Source organism: Pseudoalteromonas sp. NSLLW24 (assembly GCF_015864725.1).
In the GTDB taxonomy this organism is placed as follows: Bacteria; Pseudomonadota; Gammaproteobacteria; order Enterobacterales; family Alteromonadaceae; genus Pseudoalteromonas; species Pseudoalteromonas arctica.
Genome location: NZ_JADYWQ010000018.1, coordinates 22,275 through 38,370 on the forward strand (window position 1 = coordinate 22,275; position 16,096 = coordinate 38,370).

A 16,096-nucleotide genomic window follows, 5' to 3' on the forward strand; every position below is an offset into this window, starting at 1 on the left:
CATAAAAGAGGGATTATCCACATATTAAATTGCACTTTATCAGGCGCATCTATTCCTCCCGCTCCGTACCATGCAAAAAAAGCAACGAGAATAAACGCTAGTGCGAGCCCTAAAAAACAACCCGCCAAACTTTTTCCAAGCCAAGTTGGTTTTATTTTTTGCCTTTGTGCAGATGACATTATTTAACTTCCTTGCGTTTAATTAGGCTGACGAGCGGAATTATTATTAAAGCGAGCATTATCATTAAAATGATAAAAAATACGGCTGCCGCATTAGAAAAAGCATATAAGGCTAATGGTATTGCAATAACAAAAAGGACAAATGTGAGCTTGCGCCAGCTTTTATTAATGGGTTTGCTTAGTGGTCGCTGGTGGCGGTTACTAAGATAAAACAGCGATGTAGCAGTAAATAAAATAAGAGAAAGGGTAAGTTGCAACATAAATAAAAACACTTGTTAATGATATTGTCATTCTAAATGATAATTAAACTCAATTGCAACAAGTGCGTGTTTGCGCTATTTTTCCGAAAAATAAAATAACCATCCATAAAAGGGAATAATAGCGGTGCGGTCATTCAAACTAAATAAGCTTTCACTAATCATTACAGGCTCTTTATTGTTGTCTCAAAGCAATGCATTTGCTGATGAAACAAGTCGTGAATCAATAGATACAATTACTGTAACAGGCGAAAAAATCGAAAGGTCACTCAAGGATACGATTACATCGGTTGCAGTTGTAGATAGTTCGTTATTAGAAAATGGGCAACTAGGCTCTGTTTCTGAAGCCTTGGCAGAAATGGCAAATGTGGTGGTACTTACTGGCGCTGTGCCAGATATGCGCGGTGTGTCGGGTAATGGTGGTGCAACTGGGTTTAACTCATTTAGTGGTGGCTCAAAAGCGCGAGTATCAACACTTGTTGATGGGGTTAGTCAGCCATTTGTTGCTGATTTAACTGGTGATACCGGTTTATGGGATATAGAGCAAATAGCGGTATACCGTGGACCGCAGTCAACAAGTAATGGGCGTAATAGTATTGGTGGTGCTGTTTATATGACAACTAAAGCGCCAACACAAGATTTTGAAGGTGCTGTACGCGTTGGTTATAAAAATCAAGACAGCTACCTTGATACAGCGGCCGTTGTTTCGGGGGCATTAGTTGAAGACGTATTAGCATTTCGCTTGTCTACTCAATATGTAAACGGTGAAACCTTTAGTAATCCAACGGTATATGAAACCAATCCAACAGATAAGAACTTAAATAACCTTAATACCAGCAGTACGCGAGCAAAATTACTGTATACCCCAACAACAGATTTAGCTGTACAGCTGACTTACTCAACGTATAGCGAAGAAGGTAATACGGGTCGTAAGTATTATGAAGGTGATAAACCGTTTGATTATGTGCCTTTATTTCAGCGTGACATGGATACCCAGTCAGACACGACTCAGGTAAATATTGATTATAAAATTAATGATAACTTTTCGTTCGATATATTACTTGCTTATATGGATTATGAATGGGGCTACGAGGCTTATGAAGCACTGGCAAGCGCTGAGTCTGATATTTCTATGGATGAAAAAAATATCACCATTGATAGCAAGTTAAACTTTGGCTTAAATAGTGAATTTTATTCAGGCTTTGTTGGTATTGCTTACTTTGACCGTGACCAAGACTTTAAAAGCGTTGGTGCAACCAATTATTTTGGTGACGATAGTAGTGACTCTAAAGCAATTTATGGCGAAACCAGCTTTAAGTTAACTAATGAGCTTACTTTAACCGCTGGGCTTAGAGTTGAGCGTGAAGAACAACTTCGTAATTTTGACATGGCTTTTGGTGGCAGTAGATTAGTTGAGCAGCTAGACAATTCTAACACTATAAAGCTACCGACCTTAGCTATTCAATATAAAATTAACAATGATACGACCCTATCTGCAAGTGCTCGTCGTGGTTATAACGCTGGTGGTGGTGCTTTGAATTTTACCGCGCAGGAATATTATTACTACGATCAAGAATCAGTAAATACGTACGAGTTGGGCTCGCGTAGCGTACTAAATAATGGTGATTTAAATATTAGTGCTAATATTTTTTACAATAATTTTGATGGTTATCAAGCATTAAGTTCTGATAGGAAAATTACTAATATTGACGACGCACATAGCTATGGTTTAGAGCTTGAAGCATATAGCATGTTAGGTGAGCAATGGCAGTTACACGCAGGGCTGGGTTTATTAAAAACTAAAATAGATGAATCAACTACTTATTCTGATGCAGTGGGCAATGAATTAAATTCAGCACCAGAACTGACTGCAAGTTTAGGGGTATCGCATTGGTTTACAGATACCTTAAAGCTAAATGTGAGCGCTAATTATGTAGACGAGTACTACGGTGATTTAACTAACACCGAGGAGCGTGTTGCTGGCGGTTACACAATTACGCGTGCAACAATAAGCTATAACAGCGATCATTGGTTGGTGAGTGCTTTTATTAATAATACATTAGATGAAGAAGCATTTACGTCGGTAGAGCCTGCAAGCGGGCGTTACCCAACGGGTTATGTTGCTGTTGTTAACCCACAAACATTAGGTGCTTCAGTAACGTATCGTTTTTAACGTGCTTCTAAAATAATGAATTGGAAATTGTAACGCTACCTTTTAAAGGTAAAATAATTTAAAGCCCTAAAGCATTAGGGCTTTTCAATAAAGGGGGAGCTTTAACCGAGCTTAAATTAAATAATGTCGCGCACTTGTTGTTTAAATGACTTGCCAATTTTAACTGACACGCCTGATGCTAGTTGAACGCTTTCATTACTTAACGCAACAACTTTATTTTTGTTAATAACGTAAGATTTGTGGACTTGAATAAATGAAGTATCAAGCTCTTGCAATATGTATTTGAGAGTACTGCTTGCAAGTAATGCTTTTTCACCTTGCCATACTTTTACATAATTTCCATAAGCCTCAAACATGTCTATATCGCCTAATTGAATTTTATGTTTTTCACGATCGATTTTAAGGGTAATAGTCAGAGGTGCCTTGGGATTTAGCGTTATGTGTTTTCTTTTTTTCCGTACTTTATTGAGTGCTTGGTCAAGCCGTTGAGCAGAGACTGGTTTTAGTAGGTAGTCAGTTACGTCAAGTTCAAAACCGGCTAAAGCATATTCTTGATATGCACTAATAATAATCACTTGTGGTCGATTCGCGAGCACTTTTAGTAATGCAATGCCCGATAGTTCGGGCATGTTTATGTCTAAAAATAACAAATCAATAGATGATGTGGCTAAAGCACATAATGCATCTTTAGCGTTAAGGTATTGTCCGCTTATATAAATGTCTTTATGTGCACTTAAATGATGAAGTATAACTTCATGCGCGAGTGGCTCATCATCTACAATTATTGTGTTTAGCATGCAGCCAGCTCCAATTTAAGTGTGGTTTGCCAAAGGTTTTTATTTTCATTAATAATTAATGTGTGCTTATTTGGATATAAAAGAGTCAGCCTACGGCGTAAATTGTTAAGTCCCACCCCATGCTCTGAATTGTTATTAGGTAGAATAGGGTTAGAGGAAAATAGCGTTAGTATGTTATCGGCCATGGTGATTTTAAACACAACCGTTACTTTTTGTGACGTGGGCTCTACACCATGCTTTATCGCGTTTTCTAAAATCATTATTAACAGTAGTGGCGAAATTAAATAGTGTTGTTGATATTCAGGCCATTGCACATCAAAGTTGCAGCGCTCAGCGCTTCGTAAACGCTGTAATGCAATAAAACCTTTTAAGTAATTAATTTCTTTTTCTAAACTCACCTGTGCTTTTTGGCCTTCATAAACACTGTAACGCAGTAAGTTAGCTAATTGCATAACAAGATCTGGTGCATTATCTGATTTTTTTAATGTCAGCGCATAGAGGTTATTTAATGTATTAAATAAAAAATGAGGGTTAATTTGCTGTTGAAGTAGCTTTAGCTCTGTTTTTGTTTGTTGTTGGGCAATGTTGCTAATTTGAACATGTTGTTGCTGTCGTTCAAACGCTAAAATAATCGGTGTGCTTATGGCTAAAAATAAAAATACAAACTGATAATTTTCAGGGCTGAAAATATTATTATTACCGCTAGGTGTTAAGTTAGCAATGCCTGAGGGTAAATCGTTAATAGGTAACAGTAGCAAGCACGATGTTAATACAGGTGTAAGTGCAACGAGGCTTATTAAACTTGCAAACAAAAATATTAATACACCATGATAGGTTAATACGTAGCGTATTAATAAATATCTATTTAATAAATACACTCCATATACTAATCCGGCAGAAAAAGTAATTTGCCAAAGATAACCCAAAAAAGTATCAAACTGTGTGAATACTTTATAAACGTCAATAACAGGCTCAATAGGCTGGTTTAACATAGGATCAGTGTGCGTATTGAGTATGCTTGATGTAACTATTGCCCAACCTAAAAGTACTATAAACACGACTGTATCAAGTGAAAACAAGGATTTAAGCCATTTATTACTCAACACATTGTTATTTTTATTAGTGCGTTTAGTAATAAGCCATATACCACTTGCAGATGCGCACAGTGTCCAACATTGTGCATCAAGGTATTGCCATTGCGAAAAGTTAAGAAGCTGGTTATTAAATACTAGCAAGAGAGATGGATAGGCTAAAAAGCCTAACAGCCAAACTATGATTGCGGGTGTAAGTAATAAACGATATGCAAACGCATGGGCAATAAAAAAGGGAATACACTGTAAAAAAAGTTGAATATTAATAGCCAGATATTGGCTAGTTGAATCCATATGTGATGACAAAAAGCGTATATGAGAGTCGAGCATAATAGCAGCTATTAGCGGTAAAAAAATTATTAGCTGGGTAATGCTAAAGCGTTGCCATATTGGTGTATTGGCTTGCTGCATATGTGACTCCGTTTTTATTATAGTTTCTGAGCAGATACGCTTAGATAAAATTGTCTTTTTATTTTAAACATTACCTTTGCACAATTCACTACGCTGAGCGCGCTAGTTTATCCATAAAATTGTTTCAATCATAATTTATTTTTAAAATAATTATTTTATTTCATAGGGTTAGCAACCATTTTAAGCATACTAGGCAGTTTATTTAAATGATGAAAGGTCATATTTAAATGACCAACGTTACTTTTTTATGTTCATCATTTATTTCAATACGTTAACCATTGTTTTCTCGCTTGTATTGACTTGCTTTCTTAAGCTGGTGCTATACCAATTAAGGATGAAACTAATGCTTACACTGAAAAATATCAACAAAAAATACGCAGATGGTACGCAGGCTTTGAATGATGTGACGATCACTCTACCCGCCGGTATGGTCGGTCTACTTGGCCCAAATGGGGCGGGTAAATCAACACTTATGCGCACACTCGCGTGTTTACAAAATGCCGACTCCGGGCATATTAATTTTAATGGCCTTGATGTGATTGGCCAACCAGATGCGCTTAGATCGCAGCTAGGTTATTTACCACAATATTTTGGCGTGTATCCCAATATGAGTTGTCGGGCGTTACTTGAGCATATTGCCGTATTAAAAGGCATAGATGGTAATGCACGCAAAAACCAAATTAATAGTTTACTTGAGCTAACCAATTTGACTCAGTTTGCTAATAAAAAGGTCGTTAATTTTTCGGGAGGAATGAAGCAGCGTTTTGGCGTGGCTCAGGCTTTGTTAGGTAACCCAAAACTAATTATTATGGATGAACCCACTGCTGGGCTTGATCCTGTGGAACGAGAAAGTTTAAATAATTTACTCGTTAGTATTAGTCAAAATAGGTTGGTATTGTTATCGACCCATATTGTTGAAGATGTAGAAAATTTATGTCACTACGTGGCCATTATAGATCAAGGAGTACTCATACAAAGTGGTGACGTAAAAGAGTTACTAGTTCCTTTAGAAGGTAAGATTTGGCAGCTCGAAAGTTTACCTACGGGCATACCAAATCAGCATGTATTAAGTAAGAGCCATCGCTATGGTAGAGAGTCATTTCGTGTCTATACAGACACAGCGCCTGCACAAAATGCAATAAACTCGCCCGCTACGCTCCAAGACAAGTACTTTTTTGCACTCAATGAAGGAAGTCACACATGTTAATTTTTAATGAGTGGCGATATGCAGTGCGCCAACCACTTGTTTGGCTGTGCATTATTATTCCTTTAATATTTTCGGTTATGTTGTCCTCTGGGCTTGCAGCAGTTGAAGTTGATTCGTTAAAACAATTTAAGTTAAATATTACAATGCTACAAATGATGCAGTTACCTGTGCTTGTAGGAGTATTGGCGCCCGTTATATTTTTACGAGATCAGCACGCGTCTATGCAGGAGCTTATTTATGCTACGCAAACTAGCCTATTTAAGCGCAGTTTAGCAAGAGTATGTTTACTGATTTGCTTGGTTTTTATTATTAGCTTAATCAGTGTTTTAGTAATGATATACATGCATGTAAGGCAATTTGGCTATATACCAAATATGGTTTCTTTTACTGTATTTAATAGCTTTTTAGTGTTGTTACCAAATAGCTGCTTTTTAGTTGTTGTTGCCTTTTTTGTTTGCCATAAATCAACTACTTCATTACCCAATTATGTTGTTTTTGCGGTGTTGTGGATAGGCTACATAATGCTTGCAAGTATTACCGGAAATCCATTACTTGCTGGAAGTAGTATTATAAGCCATCGCTTTTATACATTATTTGTTTGGCTTGACCCTTTTGCATACACAGCCGTAATAAACAGTTTAACCAATTCATTAGGGGCTTCATTTGCTATTAATCGCGTTGTTGTGAGTATGCTTGCTGTTGGTATTTTTTATATTACTTTTAGTAAAAATAAAAAATACACATTATTAAAGAGTGAAAATGGTAAAAATACTAACGAATACATTCGTTACAACACGTTAGAACCCGCTGAATATAAAACAGCGAAAGTCACAAAAAAACCATTTTTGATGATGGCCAGTTTATACAAAATTACGCTGGTTAATTTGGTTTCACACCCTGTCACTTTACTGATTATTTTTGTTTGGCCGGTGATAGTTTTTAATAGTGTTGCCTCGTCGTCTGGTTATGTTGAACCAATGAGTGTTATGAGCACCACAAGCCTTGATGCGATCAGTTATTATGCATTTGATATGCAATTGTTGTTTGGCACTTTATTAATGGCTTTGTGGAGCTGGCAAGTAAGCTGTTTCGCTAAATACTATAATATAGCTGAGCTGATCGCTGCCACACCGCTCAAAACATATTACTTTTTAAACAGTCAGTTATTGGCCCTAGGTACTATGATATTGTTTTTTTTAACAATGAGCTTATTAGGGGCAAGTGCAGCTCAGTGGTTTTTACACAGTGCATATCAATTTGAAGTACATTTAACCATTTTATTTTTGATGGCAATTGTGCTTGCCATTATTGCGTGTGTATTTTTGTGTGTATTTAATTTGTGTCGTTCGCAGCTTATTGCGGGTTTGCTAATTGCTGTTATTTTACTGATCAAATTTACACCGATAATGACTAGCCTTGGCCTCACGCATACATTGTGGAGTGTTGGTTGGACGCCTTTGCAGGCACCTGATAACTTTTGGGGTTATCGTGCAAGTATAAGTAGTTATTGGCCTTATATATCAGTTTGGTTAGTGGCGTGTATAAGTTTAGTTATAATTACGGGGATTTTTAATCACCGAGGTGCCGGGTTGAGCCAAAGAGTAATGGGGGTTAAACATTTTTGGTTACTTATACCTTTACTTATTACTGTGGCACTATTTACTCAATTACATTTAAGACTGGTTGAGGAGAAGCCTTTAACCAACTCGCATAAACGCGAGGCATTTAAAGCACAATACGAAAAAGCATTCTCACAATGGCGCAATGTAGCACAGCCAAACATTGTGCACATTGATGCTAATGTAGGCTTTTATCCGCATCAGCAGCAAGCTCATTTTTCCTTAATATATACCTTAAAAAACACCCATCAAGATCCTATTAAAGAGATATTGGTTGGGCGCTCTGGTTTTTATAAATGGGCCGATATTGAAATCGATGGCGCGCAAAGGGCTAAAAGCTTTCCCTTGCTTAATCAAGCTGTGTTTAAGTTTGAGAATGAAATGCAGCCAGGAGAAATACGTAAACTAGTTACACGGTTTGATGTTCATCAAGCTAAGCTTTGGCCAGTAAGAGGCCATCAGATAATAACCCCTGAATTTAGCTATATACGATCAGTGCCTTTATTACCGACTGTTGGCTATCAAGATAATTATGAATTAACCGATCCTATACTTCGTCAGCAACACGCACTTAAAGTGAAGTCGGTGATTAGACCCACGAAGCTATTTGCTAAAACGGCGAAAGCAAGTACTCATTACCAGTGGCTTACTATGTCGAGTAAAGTGAGTACAACAAGGGGTTATCAGGTTATAACCCAAGGAGAGGAAATATCACGTACCAGCAAAGATGACCGCGAAATATTTCATTTTGAGACTCGTACACCCATAAATGCAATCCCAGCTTGGGTGACGGTGCCTTATTCCCCTGTTACCAAACAGCAAAATGGCGTGATATTAAACGTGTTTGCTAAAGATAAAAACGAGCCAGCACGAGCGGAGTCTATAGCTGTAAACCTTAGCGCAATGGGCGATACAATAAAATGGCTTAATAATATAAGCCCTTATAGAGCAAAACAATTGAGTTTAATAGGCTCGCCTAGTGTTGGTGCTACAGGTTATGCATTGCCGCAACTTATACTTATTGAAGACAGTGTTGGTTTTAGATCAAAGCCAAGCGCTAATGCAGGCTTTGATCAACGCTATCGCCGTGCAGTTCATGAAACCGCGCATCAATGGTTTGGCCATGATATTGGTAATGGGGTATTTTCAGATAGCGCTTTTTTAGTGGAGTCTATGGCAAAGTATATTGAGCTTGTTGTTATAGAGCAGCGTTATGGGAAAGCGACAATGCAAGCGCTGGTTGAGTATGAAACAACACGCTATGAGCAAAGTATGCTGATGAACATAAAGGAGCGAACAGCCTTGGTTGATGCTACACAAAGCTTTGACCAATATTCGCGAGCAACCATTGTCTTTGCTAAGCTACGCGCTGCTATTGGGGATGAACCCATTATTAATGCGCTCAAGTTGGTTTGGAAAAATCATGGTTATCCAAACAGTCCCGCCAATTCTATGGATTTTATACGAGCATTAAAACATGAAGCTGGAAAAGAACAAGAAAGCTTAATAAACACACTGTTTTTAGAGTAAGTACGTTTAATTTGAACATATATTTAGTAAATCAAAAGCCCTATTATTTTAGGGCTTTTTGTTGCGCGCAGATTACTTTGCATTATTTACCTGTGCTAGTAACTCTATAACTTTTTGTTGACCAAAGGTTTGTGCAAATTGCTCTGCTGTTTGGCCGGCTTTGTTTTGATGCGCGTTGTCGCAATCAAGTGATACGAGTGTTTTAGCTATACTAAATTCACCTCTAAAAATAGCGGCCATTAGCGCTGTGTTGCCACGGTTATCTTCTAGACAGGCATTAGCGCCTAAGTGTAAAAGTGTGTTAACCGTGTTTTTATTACCATGGTAAGTAGCAATCATTAACGCGGTGTAGCCTTTATTGTTGTAGCTGTCGATAGGAATACCAGCATCTACAAATTGCTCTATTACAGCGGTGTCGTTTGTACGTGCTGCGGCAAAGTAATAAGCAAATAAGCTTTGGTATTGTGTTTTTGCAGAATGTTGGCTTTCAACTTGCGTACTGGGTGTTTGTGTACTTGGGGTATTTTGAGCGTAAACGCTACTGGTAAAGCTCAGTAGTAGAGCGACTATAATTAATAAATTACGCATAACCATTGCCTTGTATAAAAGGAGGAAGGGGTTTTCCCTCCCTCATGGTTGTGGTTTAAATAGCTATTTAGTTGGGACTAATTGCTTTTAACTAGTTGCTTATAAGTTAGCTGCAAGTTGTTTAACCATTTTAATATCGCCGTTTACAGCTTTAGTTAAGCGTGTACCGTACTCACTATCTGCTTTGTAAAAGTGGCTAAGCATTTTGTGTTTAACACTGCTGTTTTGCACTTTGCCTAAATCGCCTGCTAGGTTATTAATTAGGTTTGTACGTTCTTGCTTGCTAAAACCACGGTATAAAACACCGGCTTGAGCAAAGTTTTGCTGCTTTTTAATCGCTGCTTGTTGTACGTAGCCTTTAAGCTCTGTATTACTTCTGCGTGCAATTGGGTTTTCAGCTACGTTTTCTTGGCTTGGCTGGTAGTTCACATTGCTTGTTGTGTTACCAATATTCATTGCGCCGTCTTGGTTGTAGTTAACCACTTCAACTTTTGCACGGTTAATTGGCAATTGCTGGTGGTTAGCACCTAGGCGGTACATTTGTGTATCAGCGTAAGAAAACATACGACCTTGTAATAAACGGTCTTCTGATGGCTCAATACCTGGAATAATGTTTGCTGGTGCCATTGCTACTTGTTCTGTAGATTGGAAGAAGTTAGTTGGCATACGGTTTAAGGTCATTGTTCCTACTTTAGTTTCTTTAATGTCTAACCACATTTTTGTTGCATCTAACGGGTTGTAATCAAAGTCATCAAGTTGCGACGGATCAAGCGTTTTAATGTACAGATCCCATTTTGGGAAATTGCCTCTGTTTATTTCAGTGTATAAATCTTGTGTTAAATGCTGAAAGTTTTGACTTTGTACTTTAGCTACTTCTTTAGAATCAAGGTTATCAATACCTTGCTGGCTTACCCAATGAAACTTAACGTATTTAACATCACCCGATTTATTAATCATTTTGTATGCATGTACACCCCAACCGTCCATTTTACGAAGACTTGCTGGTGTACCGTAGTCACTGTAAACCCACGTTAGCATTTGTGTAGAACCTGGTTCGTGTGAGAAAAAGTCAAATACACGGTTAGGATCTTGAATGTTATCAACCGGAGATGGCTTTAAAGAGTGCACCATGTCTGGAAATTTGATTGCATCACGAATAAAGAACACAGGTAAGTTATTACCTACTAAATCCCAGTTACCTTGGTCTGTGTAAAACTTAGTTGCAAAGCCACGTGGGTCACGCAGTGTTTCTGGGCTACCTTTAGAGTGAATTACAGATGAAAAGCGAACAAATACGTCTGTTTCTTTACCTGCTTGTGCAAACGGTGCTGCAATTGTTAAATCGTCTAGCTCTTTTGATGCTACAAACACACCGTGTGCGCCAGTACCACGAGCATGCACAACACGCTCAGGAATACGCTCACGTGCAAAGCGTTGTAGTTTTTGAATTAGTTGTACGTCTTCTAGTAATACGCTGCCACGTTCGCCAGCCGTAATTGAATTTTGGTTGTCGCCAACAGCTGCGCCGTTGTCTTTAGTTAACGTAGTCGCTGCGCTTGCCGGTAATGCCATTGCAAGTGCTAGTGCACTTAGTGTTAATTTTGTTTTGTTTATTTGAGTATTCATTGTCGACCTCATCTATTTAAAAGTGCCGGCAGTGGTGCAGGCTGTTAATCTGTTAACGATAGTATTGATTTTATTAACTTCGGTAAAACTGATTAATTAGATTGATGCGATTTGTAAAACAGATGAAATAAATTAACAGGAGCACTTTTTACGTTAACTGAATTTTTTTACTACGACCTTGGTCGCAATATGCTTTTATAAAGTTGATTAAATACAAAGGTTTTTAGTTTTATCTGGCGGTATTTTCACCAAGCTGGTGCGTTTTATACTTACAGTGTGTTGACATATTCGCGCAATAAAGGGAATATGCTCAACCGGTGAGCTTATGCCCACTACTGAGTTGCACTAAAAAGTTGCACAATATTAATCGCGCTTAACTCGTTATACTTAAATTAGCTAAACCAAACAGTTTTAATAAGGTGACAAGATGAATACTAATATTGAGCTAGTGATATTTGATTGTGATGGCGTTGTTATTGATAGCGAAATTTTAAGCGCACAAGTACTCATTAATATGCTTGTTGAAAAAGGCGTTGAGATTGACCGCGCTTATGTACAGCAACACTTTTTAGGCTGCAACTTTAAAACAGTAAGCCAAAAAATAGCGGATGCATTTAATGTCACTCTTCCTGAAAGCTTTGAAGGTGACTACCGCGAGGCACTATTAAACGAATTTGAAACCGGACTAACCACGACTGATGGTATAGAAGACGTACTTAACAATTTAGCTGTGCCTATTTGTATAGCTACTAGCAGCAGCCCAGCACGCACCGCAAAAGCGTTGAGTGTAGTGAGTTTAAGTAAGTACTTTAGCGATACGGTTTTTACCAGCAGCGAAGTTAAGCGTGGTAAACCAGCACCTGATTTATTTTTACATGCAGCTAAGCAAATGGGTGTAAAGCCAGAGCATTGCCTAGTAATTGAAGACAGTAAAGCCGGCGTAAATGCAGGAATTGACGCCAATATGCAAGTACTGCATTACAGCGGTGGGCAACATATGCAAGGCTCTGTTAATCACGTGCACAGTGCTTACCCAAATGTTGATCATTTAACGCATTGGCAAGATTTTTTTAGTGCATACCCTGCACTTAAAAAGCAGTAAACACGCGGCTTTTTAAATAAACAAAGTTTTAAACGTGATTTGCTCGCCTTACACACTGACAGGCAAGCAAACGCAAAATATAAATGTAGATGGTTTTGCTTTACTAAAAATAAAACAAAACATGGCAAAACATCATGCGTTTATAAGCCAAATTATAAAAGGCGAAGTATTTAGGTATTAAGTACTTTGCTGTTAACAATAGGAAATACCATGGCAACGAGTCCACACACACAAACATTTAAAGATGTAAACGAAGAGCAACTTCCTGTTGCTAATAATAAGCTTCACGGCTGGAAACATTTTGCAGGGCTATATGCTGGCGAACATGTTGCGGCTACTGAATTTGTTATTGGTGCAACGTTTGTTGCATTAGGCGCTTCAACCATCGACATTCTACTTGGTTTATTAATAGGTAACCTGTTAGCAATGTGTTCTTGGTGGCTAATTACTGCACCCATTGCAGTGGAAACCCGCTTAAGTTTATATAACTACTTAAACAAAATTGCTGGTAACTCAATGACCAAGCTCTATAACTGGGCTAACGTGGTTATTTTTAGTGTTATATCGGCCGCGATGATCACGGTATCCTCCACCGCCGTGCGGTTTTTGTTTGATATACCTGCACAACTTGATTGGTATCCAAATAGCTTTTGGTTTGTAGCCATTGTTTTAGCTGTTGGCTCTATTGTTGTGTTTGTTGCGATGTATGGCTTTTCTACGGTTGCTGACTTTTCGAAACTGTGTGCGCCGTGGCTATTTGTTATATTTATTGCAGGTTCGTTCGCGTTATTCCCTGAGCTTTCAAATCACGTATTAGGTTCTACCTCTTTAACTAGCTTTAGCGACTTTATGACCATAGGCGACTCCTCCATATGGACGGGCACCAATGCCGATGGTGAAAAAGGTATTGGCCTATTAGAAGTGATTGGCTTTGCATGGGCTGCTAACTCAATTACTCACTTTGGTTTAATCGACATGGCTATTTTTAGATTTGCTAAACGCAAAAGCTATGGCTTGTTTTCTGGCGTGGGCATGTTTTTTGGTCATTACTTAGCGTGGATCTCTGCCGGTATTATGGGCGCAGGTGTTGCGGTATTACTTAAAACAACTATTTCATCACTTGATCCGGGCGATGTTGCATACCATGCATTAGGTTGGACTGGCTTTGTTATTGTAATTATTGCCGGTTGGACTACAGCTAACGCAAACCTTTACCGTGCAGGTCTTGCAGCACAATCTATATTTGTTAATCAATCACGTGAACGCACAACCGCTATTGTAGGTGTTGTAACCGTGATTATTGCGTGTTTCCCGTTTGTATTTTCACAAATGCTTCCGCTACTTACTTACGCAGGCTTATTAGTTGTGCCAGTAGGCGGCATTGTGTTTGCTGAACATGTGTTATTTCCTAAAATTGGCCTAACACGTTACTGGGCTAAATATAAAAACATTACCCGCAGCGTACCGGCTATAGCATCTTGGGCGTTAGCGCTTGTGTTTGGCTTTGGTTTAAATGCTATTGATGTAATGTCGTTTTACTACTTGTTTATTCCTACGTGGATTTTCACCATTGTTATTTACACGCTTTTAGCTAAAAAATATGGCGCTGGTGACGATTACACACAAGAGATTGCAGCAGAAGAGCAAGAGCAGCGTGATATTAAAGAATACCAAGCAGCTGAGGCTAAAGACATTCCTAAGCCAGTAATTGACAGCTCTGTATTTACCAAAGTACTTAATGCGGTTTCTACGGTTTCACTGGTTATTATTTTTATATTTGCCAGCCAAGTGATGTTTTTCAGTGAAACTATGAGTATGTACAGCGCTAATAAATCGCAGTTCGAAATAGCCTGTTTTATTTGTACTGTTATTTATTTTGTTACTGCGTACTGGTCGTTAAAACGCCATAAAGTACTCAATACAGCATCGTAATTACTTATCGTAATACAGTATCGTAATTTATATTTTATTTTTGTTTAGTAAGGTCGCACCATGACGCAACATCAACACACTGACGCTCTAGTTACAGGGCTAAACCAACAAAGCTTGGCTCAACTACCAAGCCATGTTGATACACCAACCTACGACCGTAGCGCAGTTAAAGCCGGTATTGTTCATATTGGCGTGGGCGGTTTTCATCGTGCTCATCAAGCGGTATATGTTAACGAGCTTTTAAAAACCCCAGGCTCTGAGCAATGGGGCATATGTGGTGTTGGTCTTTTAGAGGGTAACCGTGGTCTGCGTGATATTTTAAAGCAGCAAGATTACCTTTATACGCTTACTGTTAGACACCCAGACGGTACAATAGATAACAAAGTAATTGGTTCAATGATCGACTTTTTGTTTGCTCCAGAGGACAAACAAGCGGTAATTAATAAGTTAGCGCACAGCGATACTAAAATTGTGTCGCTTACTATTACCGAAGGCGGCTACAACTTTAACCCGGCAACGGGTGAGTTTGATTACAATAATCCAGATATTATTAACGACATTAATAACCCGAACGACCCAATTACAGCGTTTGGTTACATTACTGCTGCGTTAAAACTGCGTAAAGAGCAAGGTTTAGGCGCATTTACAGTGCAGTCGTGCGATAACATTCAGCACAACGGTAACGTAACACGCAAAATGCTTTTAGCCTTTGCTACAGAGCAAGACAAAAACCTAAGTGAGTGGATTGAGCAAAACGTATCGTTTCCAAATGCGATGGTTGACCGTATTACACCGGTATCTAAAAAGAATGATATTGATTACGTGGTTGATGCATATGGTGTTAGCGACGAGTGGCCAATTACTTGTGAGTCGTTTACACAATGGGTAATAGAGGACACATTTAGTGACTCTCGTCCAAATTGGGATGTTGTTGGTGCTCAGTTTGTTACTGATGTAACGCCTTATGAAACCATGAAAATACGTTTACTTAATGCAGGGCATTCTGTACTTGGTTTATTAGGTTCAATCCATGGCTATGGCACTATTGATGAAACGGTATCGGATGAATTATTTGCCACATACCTGCGTGCTTTTATGGATAAAGAAGTAACGCCAAATCTTGAACCACTTGAAGGCATTGACCTTGAAAGCTACAAAGATACGTTAATAGAGCGTTTTGCTAATCCTAATATTAAAGACAGCCTAGCGCGTATCTGTAGTGAAAGCTCAGCTAAACTGCCTAAGTTTTTAATTGCCACAATTAACGAAAACCTAGTACAAGGTCACGATGTATCACTGGCAACGCTTGTTATTGCAACTTGGTGTTTATACAGCGATAAGGGTTTAAGTGAAAACGGCGAAAAGCTTGAAATTCAAGATGCGATGCACAAAGAGCTTAATTCTTACGCGCAAGAGACTCAAACTAGCCCGTCTGCATTTTTAAAGTTAACGAGCTTGTTTGGTAAGCTTGAGCATAACGAAACGTTTACTGCTGAATATAAAAAGTCGATTGCTGCGTTGTATGCACCTAATAGTAAAATTAAAGCCATTATGCAGGCTGTACTTGATCAAAAGAGTAACTAA

Annotated in this window: 10 protein-coding genes; 6 read left to right on the plus strand and 4 right to left on the minus strand. The window is 38.5% G+C overall.

Annotation, left to right across the window (positions count from 1 at the left end; all coding sequences use genetic code 11):
- Positions 1 to 557 precede the first annotated feature (557 nt).
- A complete protein-coding gene (locus I6E72_RS16310) occupies positions 558 to 2,609 on the plus strand; it encodes a TonB-dependent receptor (protein WP_197113233.1) in 2,052 nt (683 codons plus the stop codon).
- A gap of 116 nt (positions 2,610 to 2,725) precedes the next feature.
- On the opposite strand, the gene I6E72_RS16315 is transcribed toward I6E72_RS16310, so the two are convergent.
- Complete coding sequence (locus I6E72_RS16315) at positions 2,726 to 3,406, minus strand: LytR/AlgR family response regulator transcription factor (protein ID WP_197113149.1); 681 nt, start codon at positions 3,404 to 3,406, stop codon at positions 2,726 to 2,728.
- Positions 3,400 to 4,908 (minus strand): sensor histidine kinase, encoded by a 1,509-nt coding sequence (locus tag I6E72_RS16320; protein WP_197113151.1) that lies wholly within the window; start codon positions 4,906 to 4,908, stop codon positions 3,400 to 3,402. The genes I6E72_RS16315 and I6E72_RS16320 overlap by 7 nt, the downstream gene beginning before the upstream one ends.
- Before the next feature lie 343 nt (positions 4,909 to 5,251).
- On the opposite strand from I6E72_RS16320, the gene I6E72_RS16325 reads away from it, so the two are divergent.
- Positions 5,252 to 6,115, plus strand: coding sequence for an ABC transporter ATP-binding protein (locus I6E72_RS16325; protein ID WP_197113153.1), 864 nt, complete (start codon positions 5,252 to 5,254; stop codon positions 6,113 to 6,115).
- Positions 6,109 to 9,264: a M1 family aminopeptidase gene (locus I6E72_RS16330; protein ID WP_197113155.1), complete on the plus strand. Its 3,156-nt coding sequence runs from the start codon at positions 6,109 to 6,111 to the stop codon at positions 9,262 to 9,264. Before I6E72_RS16325 ends, I6E72_RS16330 begins: the two co-directional genes overlap by 7 nt.
- Before the next feature lie 72 nt (positions 9,265 to 9,336).
- Here the strand turns inward: I6E72_RS16330 and I6E72_RS16335 are convergent, their stop codons facing one another.
- A complete protein-coding gene (locus tag I6E72_RS16335; protein ID WP_024591942.1) occupies positions 9,337 to 9,852 on the minus strand; it encodes an ankyrin repeat domain-containing protein in 516 nt (171 codons plus the stop codon).
- Positions 9,853 to 9,951: 99 nt separating this feature from the next.
- Entirely contained in the window at positions 9,952 to 11,478 is a 1,527-nt protein-coding gene (locus tag I6E72_RS16340) for a catalase (RefSeq protein WP_197113157.1), read from the minus strand.
- Between the two features lie 427 nt (positions 11,479 to 11,905).
- On the opposite strand from I6E72_RS16340, the gene I6E72_RS16345 reads away from it, so the two are divergent.
- The 3 genes from I6E72_RS16345 (at position 11,906) to I6E72_RS16355 (ending at position 16,096) form a co-directional block, all read left to right on the plus strand.
- Positions 11,906 to 12,580, plus strand: a complete 675-nt coding sequence (locus I6E72_RS16345) for an HAD family hydrolase (protein ID WP_149593207.1) — start codon at positions 11,906 to 11,908, stop codon at positions 12,578 to 12,580.
- Between the two features lie 210 nt (positions 12,581 to 12,790).
- On the plus strand, positions 12,791 to 14,512 hold the full coding sequence (locus I6E72_RS16350) for a purine-cytosine permease family protein (RefSeq protein WP_121954407.1): 1,722 nt from the start codon (positions 12,791 to 12,793) through the stop codon (positions 14,510 to 14,512).
- 60 nt (positions 14,513 to 14,572) lie between these two features.
- Positions 14,573 to 16,096 (plus strand): mannitol dehydrogenase family protein, encoded by a 1,524-nt coding sequence (locus I6E72_RS16355; protein ID WP_197113159.1) that lies wholly within the window; start codon positions 14,573 to 14,575, stop codon positions 16,094 to 16,096.